This is a genomic window from Campylobacter sp. MG1 (genome assembly GCF_026616895.1).
Lineage (GTDB): Bacteria > Campylobacterota > Campylobacteria > Campylobacterales > Campylobacteraceae > Campylobacter_E.
Map to the genome: position 1 here is coordinate 66,299 of NZ_JANYME010000007.1, position 17,326 is coordinate 83,624.

Sequence of the window (17,326 nt, forward strand, 5' to 3'; positions counted from 1 at the left end):
TTACCAAAAATTTAATTTTTTTTAAGATGGGGGGGGTAAAATATAGGTCATTTTTAATACAAAGGATACATATGAAATTAGTTAAATTAAGTTTAGCTGCTGTTGTAGCTGCAGGTTCTTTTTCTTTTGCTAACGCTGTTGCATTAGATGAAGCTATTCAAAATGTTGATTTATCAGGTTACTTAAGATATAGATATGAGACTATTACGCATAAATCAGATGGAGATGTATATTATAAAGATAAACAAAACCATCAATTAAGAGGTCATTTAAAATTAACAGCTGATATTGCTGATAATTTTAAAGCTACAGCTGTATTTAGATATGATACTAAAGAATATTCTTATGGCGATGAGGCTAGAGCTGATGTTGATTCAACTTTTAAAGTAAGAGAAGGGTATTTGACATATAATAATTATGATACTTCTGTTAATTTAGGTAGAATGGAAGTTGGTTCAATTTGGACTGATGATTTAGTAGGTAATGGTGTTAAAGTTGTAAATAATAGCATAGAAGGTCTAACATTTGCTGCTTATATGTTTGATAATTTTGATACATCTTCAAGTGATTTAATAGGCGAGCATTTATTGGATGGATCTGTTACTTTTGATGATAAAGGAAATCTTATATATAATAGTTTTGGGCTAATGAATAAACAAATTATTAAAGATATAGAAGTAAGTGTTTATAATACGGCTTTAAGTACAACAAATAAATTGATAAAGGATGGTTTGCCTATAAAACCTGGTATGGAAGATGCCTTTGCAAAAACAATTGTTTTACCAAGCATATTAAATAATGCAGCTACTATGAATAAAATTAATAACTTGGTAGTTTATGGTAATTTAACCAGCTTAAATTCTATGCTTTACAGCAATAATTTATATGGTATAGCTGTTATGGGTAGTTTTGCTCCAGTTGATGCACAATTATGGTTGTCTTATTTAAATAATGTAGGAACACTTTATGCATTAGATTTAGCAGCTAATTTTGGCGATAAAGATAGCGTAGCATATAATATCCACGCTCAATATGCAGGTAATAGTCTAAAAAATGATGTTAAAGAATATATAGGTTTTGCTAATGGTAATTTCTATGGTATTGAAGCTGGTGTTAATGCTTATGGATTTGATGGTAGTTTAGGTTATGTAGGATTTGGTAAGAAAGATAAATGGACTATCAATACTCTACATAATAAAGGTCGCTTGATTAATTCAGGTGAATTAATTATGGATAAATTAATGACTGCAAGTATAGGTAAGAGTGATTTTGTTTTTGCTGAGTTAGGCTATACTTATGCTGATGTTAGATTTGGCGTAGATGTTATTTATGGAAAAAATAAAATTTCTGTTTCATCTTTTGATATGAAACGAAAATTATTTGAAGTTACTCCAAGATTATCATATAAATATAGCGACAAGCTAGAATTCTCATCATTCTATGCTATGAGTAAGACTAAGGTGCAATTTGATAAAAGACCTAGTGATAATTACAGCACGAGAACTGATAAAATCAGACTTGAAGCAAAATATACATTCTAATTATTATGCTAGGCGAAAGCCTAGCAAATCAATATTTTAATTTAGATTAATCACTTACAAATATTTAAGTTTATTTATAAAAATAGGTTAGAATTGTCCTAAATTTTTAAAGAGGTTTATATGAAAAAAATATTAATTTTTTTGGCATTTACAAGTATGGCTTTTAGCATTGATATGGATGCTTTGTTAAATTATAATATTAATAGCGAGAATGTTGATGAAAAATTGGGCGAAACTTTATATATTAAAACATACAAATGTGCCGCATGTCATGGTGCTAAAGGCGAGAAAGCCAGTGGAACTTTTAGTGCTTTAGATAGTAAAACAGCCTCTTATTTAAAATCATCTTTATTAAAGTATCAAAATGATAGAGATTACGGTGGTAAGACAAGATTTGTAATGCAAAGATATGCAAAAAGATTATCTCATGCAGAAATGGATAATATAATAGCGTATATAAAAGGTAGTGATAATTTAGAATTGCCAAATAGTAAAAATGCTGAACCTGCTAAAAAAACTCAAGATGGTTTATTTATAGAATAATTTGGGTAGATGTCCGAGCGGTTTAAGGAGCACGCCTGGAACGCGTGTAAAGTTAATAGCTTTCGTGGGTTCAAATCCCACTCTCCCCGCCACTTTTGATTTTTATATTTTATGATATTGTAAATTTATCTTTATGATAAAATTTATTAAAAATATTTTTTTATTAACCAAAATATTAACTCTAACATTTATAATTTTTCAACAAATAAAAATTATTAATAAGGAGACAAATTATGTTAGTTACAAAAAAAGCACCAGATTTTACAGCTCCAGCTGTATTAGGAAACAATACAATAGATAACAATTTTAATCTATACAAAAATATGGGTAAAAAAGGAACAGTAGTATTCTTTTATCCAAAAGATTTTACATTCGTATGTCCAAGTGAAATTATCGCATTTGATAAAAGATTTAAAGATTTCCAAGATAGAGGAATTAATGTAATCGGAATTAGTGGCGATAATGAATTCTGCCATTTTGCTTGGAAAAACACTCCAGTAAATCAAGGCGGTATTGGCAATGTTCAATTTCCATTAGTAGCAGACCTTACAAAAGAAATCGCTCGTGGTTTTGATGTATTATTTGATGAAGCAGTAGCTTTAAGAGGTTCATTCTTATTAGACGCTGATGGAACAGTTCGCCACGCGGTAATTAATGACCTACCACTAGGAAGAGATGTTGATGAAATGATTAGAGTGGTTGATGCGATGCTATTTACAAATGAGCATGGTGAAGTATGTCCAGCTGGCTGGCATAAAGGCGAAAAAGGTATGAAAGCTGATCCAAAAGGTGTTGCTGATTACCTAGCTAATAATAGCGATAAACTATAATTTTTTAGGCTAGATTTTCTAGCCTATTTTCTTTTAAATTATCCTACAAAATTTAAATATAATATCATAGCCATTAATATAGATTAATTTTTTTAAAAAAAATAAAAATTAAATTTTCTAAACAATTTGAATATTTTTTGATATATTATATTGTAATTTAAAAAAAGGTTTTTGTATGATTAAATTTAATAAAATTAATTTTTTTATTTATGTAGTAAATACTTTCTTTTGTTGTTATTGTTTTTTATGTTTAGATATTTTACTATTCTTTCGGTTATAGATATTGTTTTACACTCATTTCTTATAATTTGTGCGATTGCTTATTATTTTTATTTATATTTACAAGATGAATTAACTTTTAAGTCTTTTTTTATTTTTATATTTAGCTCATTTATTTTAGTAAATATATTAATTGGCCTTAGTATAGTTTTATAAGAATTAAATTATTGTTTAATAAATTTATAATTTATTAAACAAAATATTAAAATAATATAAAAATATCTAAGCCAAATAAAATATTTTATTATATTGCAAAAGTTAACCTACAATTAAATTTTTAATATTGTAGAAGTTAGTAGATTGCAATATTATAAAATACTCATATTTTTTAATGCTAATGCCCTATGGCTTATTTGATTTTTTTCACTTTCACTAAATTGTGCAAAAGTTTTATCATAATTGTCAGGGATAAACATACAATCAAATCCAAATCCGTTATCACCATATTCATCGCATATTATTTTGCCATCACAAACGCCTTTAGAAAAATAAAATTCATTATTTTTTATAAGACAAAGAACACAAACAAAGGCAGCCTTGCTTGAATTTAGTCCTAAATTTTGTAATTCATGTTTTAATTTTGCTCTATTTCTAGCATCTTTATTTTCAAAATCACCTTCATAATTATTACCATATCTAGCAGAATAAATACCAGGTGCGTTATTTAATGCCTCTACACAAAGACCACTATCATCGGACAATACAGTATAATCTTTTTTTAATTCGTTGTTTAGGTTATTCCATAAATATGTTGCTTTTATTTTCGCATTTTGTTTAAAACTATTGCCATTTTCAATCGGATTAAAATCTTTTATAAATTCACTTGCTAAAAATAATTCATGGTCTTTTAGTAATTCTTTAAATTCATTTAATTTACCAATGTTTGAACTAGCGATTATTATTTTCATATCAACTCCTTTTATTTTATTATAGGATAAATTTTTGTGATAAAATGAAAAAAAATAAATTTAGGAGAAAATTATAGATATTGTAATCATAGGCGCAGGGGCTAGTGGGCTTTTTTGTGCTAGTAAATTAAAATCAAAAAATATAATTATTTTAGAGCAAAATGAAAGTATTGCTAAAAAGCTTTTAATAAGTGGTGGTGGCAAGTGTAATATAACTAATGAAAATATAAATAAAGAGCATTACTTATGTGATAATTACGATATTTTAGATGATACATTAAATGAATTTAATTATTTAGATTGTCTTAATGAATTTAATGAAATTTCGTTTAAAAAAATAAGAAACAAGCAATTTTTTGCTCCTAGTTCAAAATTAATTTTAGATAAAATATTAAAAAATATTAAAGCAAAAATTTATTTAAATACTAAGGTTTTAAGCGTTACAAAAGAAATTGATAAATTTGTAATTGATACAAATAAGGGTAAATTTAATGCTAAAAAATTAATCGTAGCTAGTGGTGGTATTAGTTTTGCTAATCTTGGTGTTAGTGATATAGCGTTAAAAATTGCTAAAGATTTTGGCATAAAACACTATCCTTTTTTACCAGCTTTAGTGCCTTTTACCTTACAAAAAGATGAATTTTTTATGAAAAATTTAAGTGGTATTAGTATTGATTGCAGTTTAAATATAGGTAATAAAAATTTTAAAGGTTCTTTATTATTTACGCATAAAAGTATAAGCGGACCTGTAGTGCTTAGCTCGTCGCTTTATTGGGAAAAAGGTAAAATCATAGCTAATTTTTTAAATAATTTTAATATAAATTTTAATGAAAATAAACAGGCTAGTTCGGTATTGCCATTGCCTAAATCTTTTGTAAAGGAATTTTTAAAAGCAAATAATTTAGACGATAAGGCTATGAAAAATTATAATGATATTGAAAAAAATATTATAAAAAAATTAAATCATTATGATTTTAGTCCAGCTGGCAATTTAGGGTTTAATAAAGCTGAAGTTTGTAAAGGTGGGATTAGTTTGATGGAATTAAATAAAAACTATGAAAGTAGGTTGCAAAATGGGCTATTTTTTATAGGAGAGTGTGTGAATGTAACTGGTGAGCTTGGTGGTTTTAATATTCATTTTGCATTTGCTAGTGCTATGAAAGTAGCTAAATATTTGAATAATTTTAAAGATTAGTTTTTGATTAAATTCCAAGGCTTGTTAGCCTTGAAATTTTTTAAAAGCTAGGAAGTAAAACATCTTTGAAGTTAGTATTTAAAAATTCTCTCATTTTTTCGCTTTGCATTGCTTTTAAAAGTGCTTTGGTTTTAGGTGATTTTTCATCGCCACTTCTTACAGCTAAGACATTTATAAATTTAGAATTTATATCTTCGTGTATTAATGCGTTTTTAATAGGGTTAAGTCCAGCTACTAAGGCATAATTTGTATTAATAACGCTTAAATCACCTTCACTTAATGTTCTAGTAAGTTGAGGTGCTTCTACTTCTTTTATAGTTAAATTTAAAGGATTATAGCTTATATCAAGCACTGATTTTAAATCTCCTTTAAAATCTTTGCTAAATCCTATAATGTCATATTTTGTGAGTAGTTCTAATGCTCTATCACAGCTAATAGAATCACTTGGAATATAAATAATTGCTCCTTTTTGCAAATCTTTAATATTTTTTAATTTATTAGAATAAGCACCCATAGGGGATACAAAAATTTTTCCAACTCCTACTAAATTTGTCCCACGCTCTTTATTAAAAATATCAATAAATGGCTTACTTTGTGTGAAATTTGCATCTAACTCACCATCGTTTAGAGCGTAATTTGGCACTATATAATTGTCAAATTCAATTATTTCTAATTTGTAACCTTCACTTTCAACTATATCTTTGACGTTTTCTAAAATCATAGCTGTTGGATAAGGCGTTACACCGATTTTTATAACATTATCATTTGCAAAAAATACACTACAAATACCTAAAATAAATAATAACTTTTTCATAACTTTTCCTTAATTTTATAAAAGTGTATATACACAACTAAAATACAATCCATAAAGAAAATAAGTAAGATAATGTTTAAGTAAGCTTATTTTCTTTTTAGTCGCTTGCTTTTTATATATTTTTGCGTCCGACTAAAAAGAAAAATTTTTAATCAGACGCTATTGCATCTGTGTCATCATAATTAAAATCCTTTTTTAAATTTTTTGAATCATAGTTAATAAAATATTAAAATAAACTTAAATATAAATAATATTTTTTTATTTATTTTTTCATAATTTATTTTTATTTAGCTAAAAAACAATAATTATTTATTATATTTATAGTTTTATAGTTAATATTTATTATTTTTATTATTATAATATATGATAATTTTATTTATTTTTTTAAGAGATTTTTATTAATTGTGTATTTTTGTTACATAATTTTATATTATTAATACAATTTAATCCCTTGTAATAATAGTAATTTTATATAATAAAAATTTATTGATTTTTATTTTTCAACACAAAAAATAGCCCATTCTAATTTATTTTTATTTAAATTTTTATTTTCATTATAAAGTTTTTTTAGTTTTAAATTTTGTTCTTCGCTTAGAGTTTTATATGAAAATTCCACGCTATTTTTAAAGCTTTCGTAATCTTTAAAATAGCTTTTATTTTCAATGGAAATTTTATTTATAGTAAAAAAATATCCAAGTTCATATAAAATATTCGCTGCATAAATGAAATTCGGCGTCGGGTGTATATCTAAATCTAATTCTTGTATTATTCTTTCATCTATGTAAGAATTATCAATTTTATAGCTAAAATATAGTCTTCTTTTAGTGCTATTTAATAAAATTTGTAAAGCATTTGATAAATCACTTACATCAAGGCAACGACTTGCAAATACTAAATCAGTTTTTATATTTTTTATATCATCAAATGAACCTTGAAGTATTTTTGCATTAGGACAATTTTTCTTAGCAATTTCTAACATAGCATGAGAAAAATCGCATAAAATTAAATTTTTAATCGGCACATTCATAGACAAAAATCCGGTCCCACACGCAAAATCTAATAAAGAATCACACTCACTAAAATCAACAAAATTTAAAAATTGTTTTACATATTCTTCGTGTTTTTTAAAATCATTAAAACTATTAGCTTTTTTATCCCATTCACTAGGAGTTTTGCTTTTAAAATCACTTACTAATTTTTGTTCTATATACAAATCTTTAAATGAGATTTTAGATAAATTATTTGTTTTTAACATTATTTTCCTTTATGTATGATAATTATTAATTCATAAAAAATTAAATTATTAGTAAATAAATTTAGGAGTAAAATAATCTTTTATCAAAAAGGAAGGATTATGAATAAAAATACTTTAATTCTTAGTTTTATTATTTCATCAAGGTTTTTTGGTCTTTTTATAGTTTTACCAGTTATTAGTTTATATTCTAATGAATTAATAGGTTCAAATAGCGTATTAATAGGACTTATTGTTGGAATTTATGCAATTTTTCAAATGATTTTTTCAGTTCCATTTGGGGCTATGAGTGATAAAATTGGTAGAAAAAAAACTATGTTTTTAGGATTGATAATTTTTATAATTGGATGTTTTATTTGTGCTAATGCTACTCATATTTATACTATGTTAGTCGGGAGGTCTTTGCAAGGAATTGGTGCTATAGGTGGCGTAGCAACTGCTATGATAGCTGATTTGACAAGCGAAAAAGATAGAGCTAAAGCTATGGCTATAATGGGGGCTAGTATAGGTATGAGTTTTGTTGTAGCTATTATTTTTGGTTCTGTTATATCTAGTTTTTTTGGACTTGGAGCTTTATTTTATATAAGTGCGTTTTTGAGTGTTTTGTGTATAGTTTTATTAGGAATTTTACCTAAAGAAAAAAATATACAAAAATTAGAAAAAATACCTTTTAAAGAAGCATTTTTGAGTTCAAATTTAAACAAACTTTATCTTACTTGTTTTTTGCAAAAATTATTAAGCTCTAGTGCTTTTATGATAATCCCATTATCTTTTGTTAATATATTTAATAAAAGTAAGGATGATTTGTGGATTGTTTATAGTGTAGCTATGGTTTTTGGATTTTTAGCAATGGGATTTGGTGGAGTTGTAGGAGAATCTAAAGGTAAAAGTAAATTTATATTATTGTTAGGAGTTATTTTATTTTGTCTTAGTTATTTAGTGTTTATAAGCGAAAATTATTATCTTTTTTTATTAGCAGTGATTTTATATTTTATAGCATTTTGTCTTCTTGAGCCGATTATGCAAAGTTCTATTTCAAAAATTTGTAAAGCTAGACAAAAAGGACTTGCATTAAGTTTTGCTAATTCTTGTGGATATTTTGGCTCTTTTATGGGGGCAGTTTTGTGTGGTATTTTCATGCATGCAAATTTACATGATGAATTTTTAATAATGATTGCTGTGGTATGTGTTTTATGGTTTATTATTTTAAGAACTATTGATAACCCTAATGATTTTAAGGTTATTAAAGTTAGTAAGTCTTGTGATTTAAATATTTTAAAAAATAATATTTATGTAATTGATATTAGTGAAAAAAATGGTGAAATTTTCGTTAAATATAACAGCAAAAAAATTAGCGATAAAGAATTATTAAATTTACAATAAGCAAAATGTAAAAATTAATCGTGGCAATAGCCACGATTTTTATTTTCCGATATAAATTTGTCTTGGGCGAACTATTTTTAATGGAGTTTCTTTTTGTTCTATTAATTGTGAAATCCAACCTGGAGTTCTACCTACTACGAAAATTACAGCGAACATTTCATTTGGAATTCCTAGAGCTTTTAGGATTAAGCCACTATGAAAATCAACATTCGGATATAATCCACGACTTACAAAATAATCATCATTTAATGCAATTTCTTCAATTTTAGTCGCAACTTTTACGAAATTTGCATCTATTCCTATCTCATCAATTAATTCATCTCTTAATTTTTTAAGAACTTTTGAACGAGGGTCAAAGTTTTTATAAACTCTATGTCCAAATCCCATTAGTCTAAATGGATCATTCTTATCTTTTGCTCTTTTTATAAATTCATCAACTCTATCAGGTGTACCTATCATTTCTAGCATTCTAATAACACCTTCATTAGCACCTCCGTGTGCATGTCCCCATAATGCACCGATAGCTGAACTAATGCAACTATATGGGTGAGCGTGAGTACTACCAACTGAACGAACTACACTTGTACTTGCATTTTGTTCGTGATCAGCATGAAGCATTAAAACTGTATCAAGTGCTTTTACCTCAATAGGTCTTAGATTTACATGCTCGTATGGATAGGTTCTTAACATATATAAGAAGTTTTCAGTAAATCCTCTATCTAAATTTGGGTATGCCATAGGAAAGCCGTTTTTATAACGATATGCACTCGCTGCTATTGTTGGGATTTTTGCAATAACTCTTGCAGCCATTTCCATAAAATCTTCATGTTTATCCATATTTAAATGATCAGGATAAAACGTAGCAAGTGCTGCAACAGCCGCTTGTAAAACAGCCATAGGATGGGCATTATCAGGGAAAGCATCAAAAAGTTTATGCATACCTTCATGAATAAAACTTCTTTTTTTAAGTTCGTATCTAAATGCTTCAAATCTTTCAGGACTTGGTAATTCTTTATGTAATAATAAATGCACTACATCTAAGAATTTTTTGTTTTCTGCAAGCCATTCAATAGGGTAGCCACGATGTCTTAATTCACCTTTTTCACCATCAATATAAGTAATACTTGATTTACAAGTTGCTGTGCTAGTTAATCCTTCATCATAAGAGAATGCACCAGTTTTTGCATATAATGATGAAAAATTAATTGATTTTGCACCACGAGTTCCTTCTAACACGTCAAATTCGTGTTCTTTACCTTCAAAAATTAATTTTGCTTTTTCCATTTTTTTCTCCTTTTTTTATTTTGATTTTAAGATAAAAATGAGAAACAAAGTAAAAAAATCAGTTTATTTTTTTGTTTGGTGTTTCAAATAGTAACGAAATTTTAGGTATAAGCCACATAAATATTAAAGCTTCTAATAAAGATGCTAAAACTAAAGCTAAATATAAAACATTATCAATCAAATTTAACCTTTGTCCTAGTGTAGCTATGGCTATTAGCAATGTTAATGGCATACACGAACTAAGCGCTATTAAAATACATTGAAATTTATATTCTTTATAAAATACAAATGATGAAATAATTCTAAATAAGGCCATAAAAAATACTATTCCTAATGCTAATAATAAAAGTTTTAAATTTATTAATGAAAAGTCTATACTAAGTCCAACATATACGAAAAATATAGGTATTAAGAATGGCTGTCCTAATGAGCTTAATTTATGTTCTAAATCTTTTTTGTGCCCAAAAAAACTAGATATAAACATACCAGCTAAAAATGCACCTAGAGCAATCTCAAATCCAAAATATAACATTAATGCAACAGCTAGCATCCATAATGCAAGGCTTAGTCTAACATTTTTTTCAGCTTTGTCATAATCAGGCATTAAAATTTCTTTAAGCCAAGGCAACCACCAAAAAATGGCATTGCAGATATAATAAATTATCATAAATGCAAATAAAAAGAATATTATTGAAAATACAGAAATTAATACTTCATTTAAATTATTAGAGGATGAAAAACTATTTACTAGAGTTACTAATATTATCGTAATTAATTCCCCTAATGCTGCATATACCATTGTGAAATTTAACCATTTTGGAGTTTTATCAAATTCTTTAAATAAAATACTAATTAAGCCAACACTCATAGCCGGTATTATTATCGCAATTATTAAATTTAAATTTAGACTTAATGCTAACATTGTTGATAAAAAATATAAAATTACATAAAAAATAAAAATTTGTTTTAGTTCTTGTTTTTTTAGCTTTGTAAAATCACGCAGACTAACTTCAAGTCCAGCTATAAACATAAGATAACAAAAACCTATATGAGATGCTAATTCAAATGCTTGTGTTTTTGTAATTATATGAAAAGCTCCAGCAATAGCCCCTAGTATTATCTCAACTGCTAGTATCGGAAGTCTTGTAGTTTTTGCTATGTAAGGAGAGCTAAAAACTACAAATGATATGAATAATAATATACGTAAATCACTAGAGCCTAGTTCCATTGTTACCTTTCGTTACATTTTAAAATAAATTTACTATCTTGAAAAATAATACTTTTTGCTATTATTTCTATTTTACTTGGGATATTTTCTACTATTATTATAGGACTTAAATTATGAGAATTAAATATTCTTTTTCTAAAGTTTATTTGTTTTTGTATGCTAGGAGGATTTTTAATAAAATCTTGAAAATTATTAAATTTAAAAAATTCGTTAGCTTTTTTAAAATTTATTATACAAATTTCATCTTTATTGCAAAATATTATGTCATTGTTATTTTCTAGATTAAATTTTATTTTGCGAGTATTGAAATGAGAATAAAACAAAACAAATGATGGTAAAATTTTATTTTCGCTAGAAATTTTAGCAAACAACAAACGATAATTTAAAAACTTTTCTCTAATAATGCTAAATTGTTTATTTTTGCTTTCTAATCTTACGACTTTTTTAAAAAATTGCAATTTTTCTTCTATTGAGCCAGGTAGAATTTGATTTTTATATATACTTGAGCTTAATTCTTTTATTAAATGCTCTTCGCTTTTTTGTTGAGCTAAGCCGTAAATACAGCCACAATAATTTTGATGATACAATAAATCATCTTTTGCTAATTTTAATTGCCTTTGAGTTCCACCATCTTTTCTAAAATCAACGCAAAAAAACTCTAAATCAGTCCCTTTTAAAGCTTCTTGCATAGATACTCTTAATTGTTCTAAATCTTTTTTAGGAGAGCATAAAAGTGTGGTTGTAAATGTTTTTTGCCCTAATTTTAAAGCCATTTCAACAGAGCTTTGCATTCTAAAATCAAAACATTTAGAACATCTCTTCCCACGCTCAGGCTCATTTTCATAGCCTTTTACATAATTAAACCATTCAGCATAATCATATTCACCTTTAATTAGCTTAATACCAAGCTTTTTACAAGACCTTGCTACATCAAAATATCTTAATTCATATTCGCTAAAAGGATGAATATTTGGGTCATAAAAATACCCGATGAGTTCTTCATCAGGCATTAATTTTCTTAATTCTTGCAAAAAAAAGTGCGAATCAACGCTACAACAAATATGAACTAGCATTATATACCGTATTTATCACCAATTTTTTTGATAGTCCCATCATCTAACATATCTTGTAATGCTTTATTAATTTTTTCTAAAAGTTCGGTATTTCCTTTATTTACAGCAAATCCTTGACCAGCTTCATCAGGATATTCACAATATATTTTTAAATCTGGATTTTTTTCTATAAATTTAACGGCTGCACTTTTATCTATACATAAAAAATCAATTTTATTATTTTGTAAAGCTAAAATCGCAACTCCATTATTTGCATAACCATTTACATTTTCGCCTAATTTTTTACTAATATCATATTGAACACTGCCAAGTTCAGCACCAAATTTAGCATTTTCATAGCTATATTCTTTACAATTTTTTAATTCCGTTGGGATATTGTTAAAAGTATTTTTTACTAATAAATAATTAGAACTTTGTTTAAAGTCAATTGTAAAATCTACTGCCTTTTGTCTAATTGGTGTCTTTTTTAAAATCGCACCTATTAAATCAACTTTACCTGATTTTAGAGTAGGAATTAGTCCATCAAAATCCATATATTTAAATTCAATTTCTATTCCTATTCTTTTTCCAATTTCATTTATAATTTCAACATCAAAACCTTTTAAAATTCCATCTTCAATATATTCATATGGGGGATAATTTGGTGCAGTTGCAACACTTATACTGGCTGCATTTAAACTTGCTATTAAACTTAAACTTAATAAAATTTTTTTCATACTTTCTCCTTAAATGTATTGTTTATAAATTCCTTGAATTACTAGACATAACATACCAGCAAAAAATCCAGCTAACATATCATCAAGCATTACGCCTAAACCACCTTTTACTTTTTTATCAACTCTTCCTATAACGCTAGGTTTTGTGATATCAAAAAATCTAAAAAGTAAAAATGCTAGAATAAAATGCCACCATTCATTATTATAACTTAAACCTATTGCTAAAAATACTCCAGCAACTTCGTCAATTACAATTTCTTTTGAATCGTGATTATGAGATTTTTCATATTCATCAATAATTTTGGTGCTTAGAATGAAAATCGCAACTGATGAAATTATTAATGTGCTTTTTGCTAAATAAAATAAAATTAAATATGCAAATGGTAAAGCAGCTATTGTTCCACAAGTCCCACTTGCAAATGGGCTAAGACCAGAGTAGAAAAATGTTAGATAAAATTTAATTAATTTGTCTTTCATATTTATATTCCTTTCAAAAATTTTATTGTATAAAGGTAATTAATTAATTTTTTAAAAATTTTATAATTTGTATAGCTAATTTTTATTACTAAAGATAAATTTAATAAATTGTAATAAAATTTAAATTTATTTATGAGGAGATAAAGATGAAAAAAATTTTATTAAGTTTAACGACTTTTTCGTTATTAGGTACTTGTGCTTATGCTAGTGATGGTGCTGCTTTATTTAAAACCTGTGCTACTTGTCATGGAAAACAAGCAGAAAAATCAGCGTTAAATAAAAGTAAGATAATAGCTGATTTTAGTGAAGAAGAAATAATTAAGTCATTAAAAGGTTATCAAGATGATACTTATGGTGGAGCAAGCAAGGCATTAATGAAACCTAATGTAAAAAAATTAAATGATGATGATATTAAAGCTTTAGCATCTTATATAGTTTCTTTAAAAAAATAATTTTTACCATCGTTTAACTAACGATGGTTTATAAATTTCATTATTTTATTGTTAAATTTTTTATATGAAAAGTATGTAAAATATTTATTATTTAAAATAAGGAGATTTTATGGATAATTCTAAGGGTTTTTTAGGGCACCCAAAACCATTATTAAGCTTATCTTTTGTTGAGTTGTGGGAAAGATTTTCATATTACGGAATTCGTCCTATGTTAATACTTTTTATGTCTTTAGCTATAGCTGATGGTGGATTTGGTTTTAGTCCTGAAGTGGCATCTAGTATATATGGTATATTTGCTGGGTCTTTATATTTAGCTGCACTACCTGGTGGGTATTTAGCCGATAAAGTTTTTGGGCAAAAAAATGCTACATTAATAGGTGCTATAATTATTGCATTTGGAAATTTTTTATTAGCCTCATCGTGTTTTTTAGGCAATAAAGTATTTTTCGTAGGGCTTTTATTTATAGTATTAGGTACTGGACTTTTTAAAACTTGTGCTAGTGTTATGGTAGGAATGCTTTATCCTAAAGGCGATTCTAAAAGAGATAGCGGCTTTACTATTTTTTATATGGGGATTAATATAGGCTCTTTTATAGCTCCTATAATTTGTGGTGCAGTTAAGGAAAAATACGGTTATCATTTAGGTTTTGCTATTAGTGGAGTAGGAATGCTTATTTCAACTCTTTTATATTATTTTCATACTTTGCCTGAATTTAAAAAATACGCTAATCATCATAAATTTGAATCAGGATTTGATACCCCACAAGGAGATAAAAGAAAACCTATTTTATACTTGAGTATGTCTTTATTTTTAATTGCTTTTATAAGTTTTTTAGCATTTTTTGAATTTATTAATATAAATCCTGTTTATATAGCAAAAAATATGATTATAGGAATTATTGTGATTAGTATTTTATATTTTTTATATCTATATTTTTTAGCTGGATTATCAAATAAGGATAGAAAAAAATTAATAATTTTTATAATGTTATTTATAGCGTCGGCATTTTTTTGGTCGTGTTTTGAACAAAAGCCAACATCTTTTAATTTATTTGCAAAACATTACACAAATCACACCATATTAGGCTATGAATTTCCGATAGAATGGTTTCAATCAATCAACCCATTTACTATTATAATATTTGCACCGATAATTAGCTATTTTTGGATTTATATGGCTAGAAAAAATCGTGAGATAGATAGTTTTGTTAAATTTTCTTTAGGATTAATTCTTTCAGCACTTGCATTTTTTATAATGTATTTAGCTGCAAAATTAGTAATTAGCACAAATTCTAGTGTATCGCCAATTTATTTAATATCTTGTTTTTGGGTTTTATCTATAGCTGAATTATGTCTTAGTCCTGTGGGATTATCAATTATGAGCCAAATAGCACCTAGTAAAATTTCATCATCTGTTATGGGATTATGGTTTGTTTCTGTATCATTAGGTAATGTTGTAGCTGGTATAGTAGGTGGTAAGGTAAAGGCTGATAATGTAGCGCAATTACCTGATATTTTTATGCAATTTATAATAGCTTTAATTATAGTAGCTAGTGTAATTTTAATATCTAGAAAATGGGTGTTAAAATTATTAAAGGATTGAAAATGAGTATTTATAAAGAAAGAATTAAAAAATTACAAGAATTAATCAAATTTAATGATTTAGATTTTTATATAGTTTTAAGTTCTGACCCACACGCTAGTGAATATTTGCCCGATTTTTATAAAACTAGAGCGAAATTAAGTGGCTTTAGTGGTTCGGCTGGGACACTTATAGTTTCTCAAAATGAAGCATTTTTATTTACTGACGGAAGATATTTTTTACAGGCTAGTAAGCAATTAGAAGGAAGTGATATTAAACTTTGCAAAACTGCTGATTATTTTTCTTTTTTATCTGATTATAAAAATGCAAAAATAGGTATAGATTATTCTGTTTTAATGCATAATATTTATTTAAAATTAAGTGATAATTTTAATTTAGTTAATATTGATTTGGCTAGTGAAATTTTAGAAAATAGTGAAATCATTACAAATGAAATTTATAAACAAGATGATAAATTTATAAGCCTTAGTGCTAGTGAAAAAATATTAAAAATTAAAAAAATTATGCGAGAAAAAAATATAAATCATCACATAATATCAAGTCTTGATGATATAGCTTATATTACAAATTTGCGTGGTAGTGATGTATTGTATAATCCTGTATTTTTATCATATTTAATTATAAGTGATGATAATTGTGTTTTGTTTGTAAATGAGAAAAAATTAAATAGCAATGTTAAAATTTATTTGCAAAACCAAGGAATTATTGTAAAAGATTATTGTGAGATTTTGAATTATTCTAATTGTCTGAATGGAAATATTTTACTTGATTATGAAAAAACTTCTACGAAATTAGCATTGAATTTACAAGGAAATTTAATCAATGATATTAATCCTAGTGTGTTTTTGAAATCATGTAAAAATGAAATAGAAATAGAAAATATAAAACAAGCACATATTCAAGATGGAGTTGCTTTAGTTAGATTTTTTATGGATTTTGAAAAAAGAATTGGTAGTGGTGAAAAATTAAATGAATGCGATATTGATACTTTAATTACTAATGAAAGAGCAAAACATAATTTATATATTAGTAATTCTTTTTCTACTATAGCAGGTTTTAATGAAAATGCAGCATTACCACACTATAGAGCAATAAAGGGTAGTGCAAAACAAATTTCAAAAGATGGTATATTATTAATAGATAGTGGAGCGCAGTACCAAAATGGAACTACTGATATTACTAGGGTTATAGCTATTGGTAAGGTTAGTGATGAGGTGGTAAATGATTATACTTTAGTTTTAAAATCTCACATAGCTATGAGTTCTTTAATACACAAAGAAGATGTTTTAATGCCTTTATTAGATGTTATGGCTAGAAGTATTTTATGGGAAAAAGGACTTGATTATATGCACGGAACTGGTCATGGGGTTGGGTATTTTTTAAATGTTCATGAAGGTCCTCAAGTTTTATCATATCTTACGAATATTCATATGAAAATGAAGGTAAAAAAAGGTATGTTAACCTCTATAGAGCCAGGGCTTTATAAGTATAATCAATATGGTATAAGATTAGAAAATTTAGTATTATCAATGCCTTATTTAAGCACAGAATATGGTGAATTTTTAAAATTTGAAAGTGTAACTTTATATCCTTTTGAATTAAATTTAATAAATTTAAATATGCTTGATGAGAAAGAAAAATTATGGCTAAATTCTTATCATGAAAAAGTATTTAAAACATTAAGTCCATATTTAAATGACAATGAGAAATATTGGCTAGAAAATAAAACAAAAAAGATTAATTAGTTT

The 17,326-nt window shown here is 26.2% G+C and carries 16 protein-coding genes and 1 tRNA gene; 9 read left to right on the forward strand and 8 right to left on the reverse strand.

The annotated features are described in order from the left end of the window. Window positions 1–71: 71 nt before the first annotated feature. The 4 genes from NY022_RS07070 to NY022_RS07085 all read left to right on the forward strand — a co-directional run bounded on the left by NY022_RS07070 (window position 72) and on the right by NY022_RS07085 (window position 2,914). Window positions 72–1,541 (forward strand): major outer membrane protein, encoded by a 1,470-nt coding sequence (locus NY022_RS07070; protein WP_267524756.1) that lies wholly within the window; start codon window positions 72–74, stop codon window positions 1,539–1,541. 120 nt (window positions 1,542–1,661) lie between these two features. After that, complete coding sequence (locus NY022_RS07075) at window positions 1,662–2,084, forward strand: c-type cytochrome (protein WP_267524758.1); 423 nt, start codon at window positions 1,662–1,664, stop codon at window positions 2,082–2,084. Between the two features lie 3 nt (window positions 2,085–2,087). Continuing rightward, window positions 2,088–2,176, forward strand: a tRNA-Ser gene (locus NY022_RS07080). A 141-nt stretch (window positions 2,177–2,317) separates the two neighbouring features. Beyond that, complete coding sequence (locus tag NY022_RS07085) at window positions 2,318–2,914, forward strand: peroxiredoxin (RefSeq protein ID WP_267524760.1); 597 nt, start codon at window positions 2,318–2,320, stop codon at window positions 2,912–2,914. Between the two features lie 587 nt (window positions 2,915–3,501). On the opposite strand, the gene rdgB is transcribed toward NY022_RS07085, so the two are convergent. After that, window positions 3,502–4,101 carry an RdgB/HAM1 family non-canonical purine NTP pyrophosphatase gene (gene rdgB / locus NY022_RS07090; RefSeq protein ID WP_267524762.1) on the reverse strand — a complete coding sequence of 200 codons (600 nt, stop codon included), beginning with the start codon at window positions 4,099–4,101 and terminating at the stop codon, window positions 3,502–3,504. Window positions 4,102–4,189: 88 nt separating this feature from the next. On the opposite strand from rdgB, the gene NY022_RS07095 reads away from it, so the two are divergent. Continuing rightward, window positions 4,190–5,296, forward strand: a complete 1,107-nt coding sequence (locus tag NY022_RS07095; RefSeq protein WP_267524818.1) for an aminoacetone oxidase family FAD-binding enzyme — start codon at window positions 4,190–4,192, stop codon at window positions 5,294–5,296. Window positions 5,297–5,336: 40 nt separating this feature from the next. Here the strand turns inward: NY022_RS07095 and NY022_RS07100 are convergent, their stop codons facing one another. After that, window positions 5,337–6,110 (reverse strand): MetQ/NlpA family ABC transporter substrate-binding protein, encoded by a 774-nt coding sequence (locus tag NY022_RS07100; RefSeq protein ID WP_267524764.1) that lies wholly within the window; start codon window positions 6,108–6,110, stop codon window positions 5,337–5,339. 493 nt (window positions 6,111–6,603) lie between these two features. Beyond that, entirely contained in the window at window positions 6,604–7,365 is a 762-nt protein-coding gene (locus tag NY022_RS07105) for a class I SAM-dependent methyltransferase (RefSeq protein WP_267524766.1), read from the reverse strand. Window positions 7,366–7,464: 99 nt separating this feature from the next. On the opposite strand from NY022_RS07105, the gene NY022_RS07110 reads away from it, so the two are divergent. After that, entirely contained in the window at window positions 7,465–8,745 is a 1,281-nt protein-coding gene (locus tag NY022_RS07110) for an MFS transporter (RefSeq protein WP_267524768.1), read from the forward strand. 39 nt (window positions 8,746–8,784) lie between these two features. On the opposite strand, the gene NY022_RS07115 is transcribed toward NY022_RS07110, so the two are convergent. Genes NY022_RS07115 through NY022_RS07135 form a run of 5 tightly spaced genes read right to left on the reverse strand, consistent with a single transcriptional unit; the run spans window position 8,785 to window position 13,523 of the window. Then, the gene (locus NY022_RS07115; protein WP_267524770.1) at window positions 8,785–10,029 is read right to left on the reverse strand and encodes a citrate synthase; all 1,245 of its coding nucleotides are present in this window, start codon (window positions 10,027–10,029) and stop codon (window positions 8,785–8,787) included. 58 nt (window positions 10,030–10,087) lie between these two features. Then, a complete protein-coding gene (locus NY022_RS07120; RefSeq protein WP_267524771.1) occupies window positions 10,088–11,257 on the reverse strand; it encodes a cation:proton antiporter in 1,170 nt (389 codons plus the stop codon). A gap of 2 nt (window positions 11,258–11,259) precedes the next feature. Next, complete coding sequence (locus NY022_RS07125; protein ID WP_267524773.1) at window positions 11,260–12,330, reverse strand: epoxyqueuosine reductase QueH; 1,071 nt, start codon at window positions 12,328–12,330, stop codon at window positions 11,260–11,262. Continuing rightward, entirely contained in the window at window positions 12,330–13,046 is a 717-nt protein-coding gene (locus tag NY022_RS07130) for a substrate-binding periplasmic protein (RefSeq protein WP_267524775.1), read from the reverse strand. The genes NY022_RS07125 and NY022_RS07130 overlap by 1 nt, the downstream gene beginning before the upstream one ends. A 9-nt stretch (window positions 13,047–13,055) precedes the next feature. After that, window positions 13,056–13,523, reverse strand: a complete 468-nt coding sequence (locus NY022_RS07135) for a phosphatidylglycerophosphatase A (protein WP_267524777.1) — start codon at window positions 13,521–13,523, stop codon at window positions 13,056–13,058. Window positions 13,524–13,669: 146 nt separating this feature from the next. On the opposite strand from NY022_RS07135, the gene NY022_RS07140 reads away from it, so the two are divergent. From NY022_RS07140 to NY022_RS07150, 3 genes are all read left to right on the forward strand, one after another. Next, window positions 13,670–13,975 (forward strand): c-type cytochrome, encoded by a 306-nt coding sequence (locus NY022_RS07140; protein ID WP_267524779.1) that lies wholly within the window; start codon window positions 13,670–13,672, stop codon window positions 13,973–13,975. A gap of 109 nt (window positions 13,976–14,084) precedes the next feature. Continuing rightward, window positions 14,085–15,578, forward strand: a complete 1,494-nt coding sequence (locus NY022_RS07145) for a peptide MFS transporter (protein WP_267524781.1) — start codon at window positions 14,085–14,087, stop codon at window positions 15,576–15,578. Window positions 15,579–15,580: 2 nt separating this feature from the next. Next, window positions 15,581–17,323: an aminopeptidase P family protein gene (locus NY022_RS07150; protein ID WP_267524782.1), complete on the forward strand. Its 1,743-nt coding sequence runs from the start codon at window positions 15,581–15,583 to the stop codon at window positions 17,321–17,323. Window positions 17,324–17,326 lie beyond the last annotated feature (3 nt).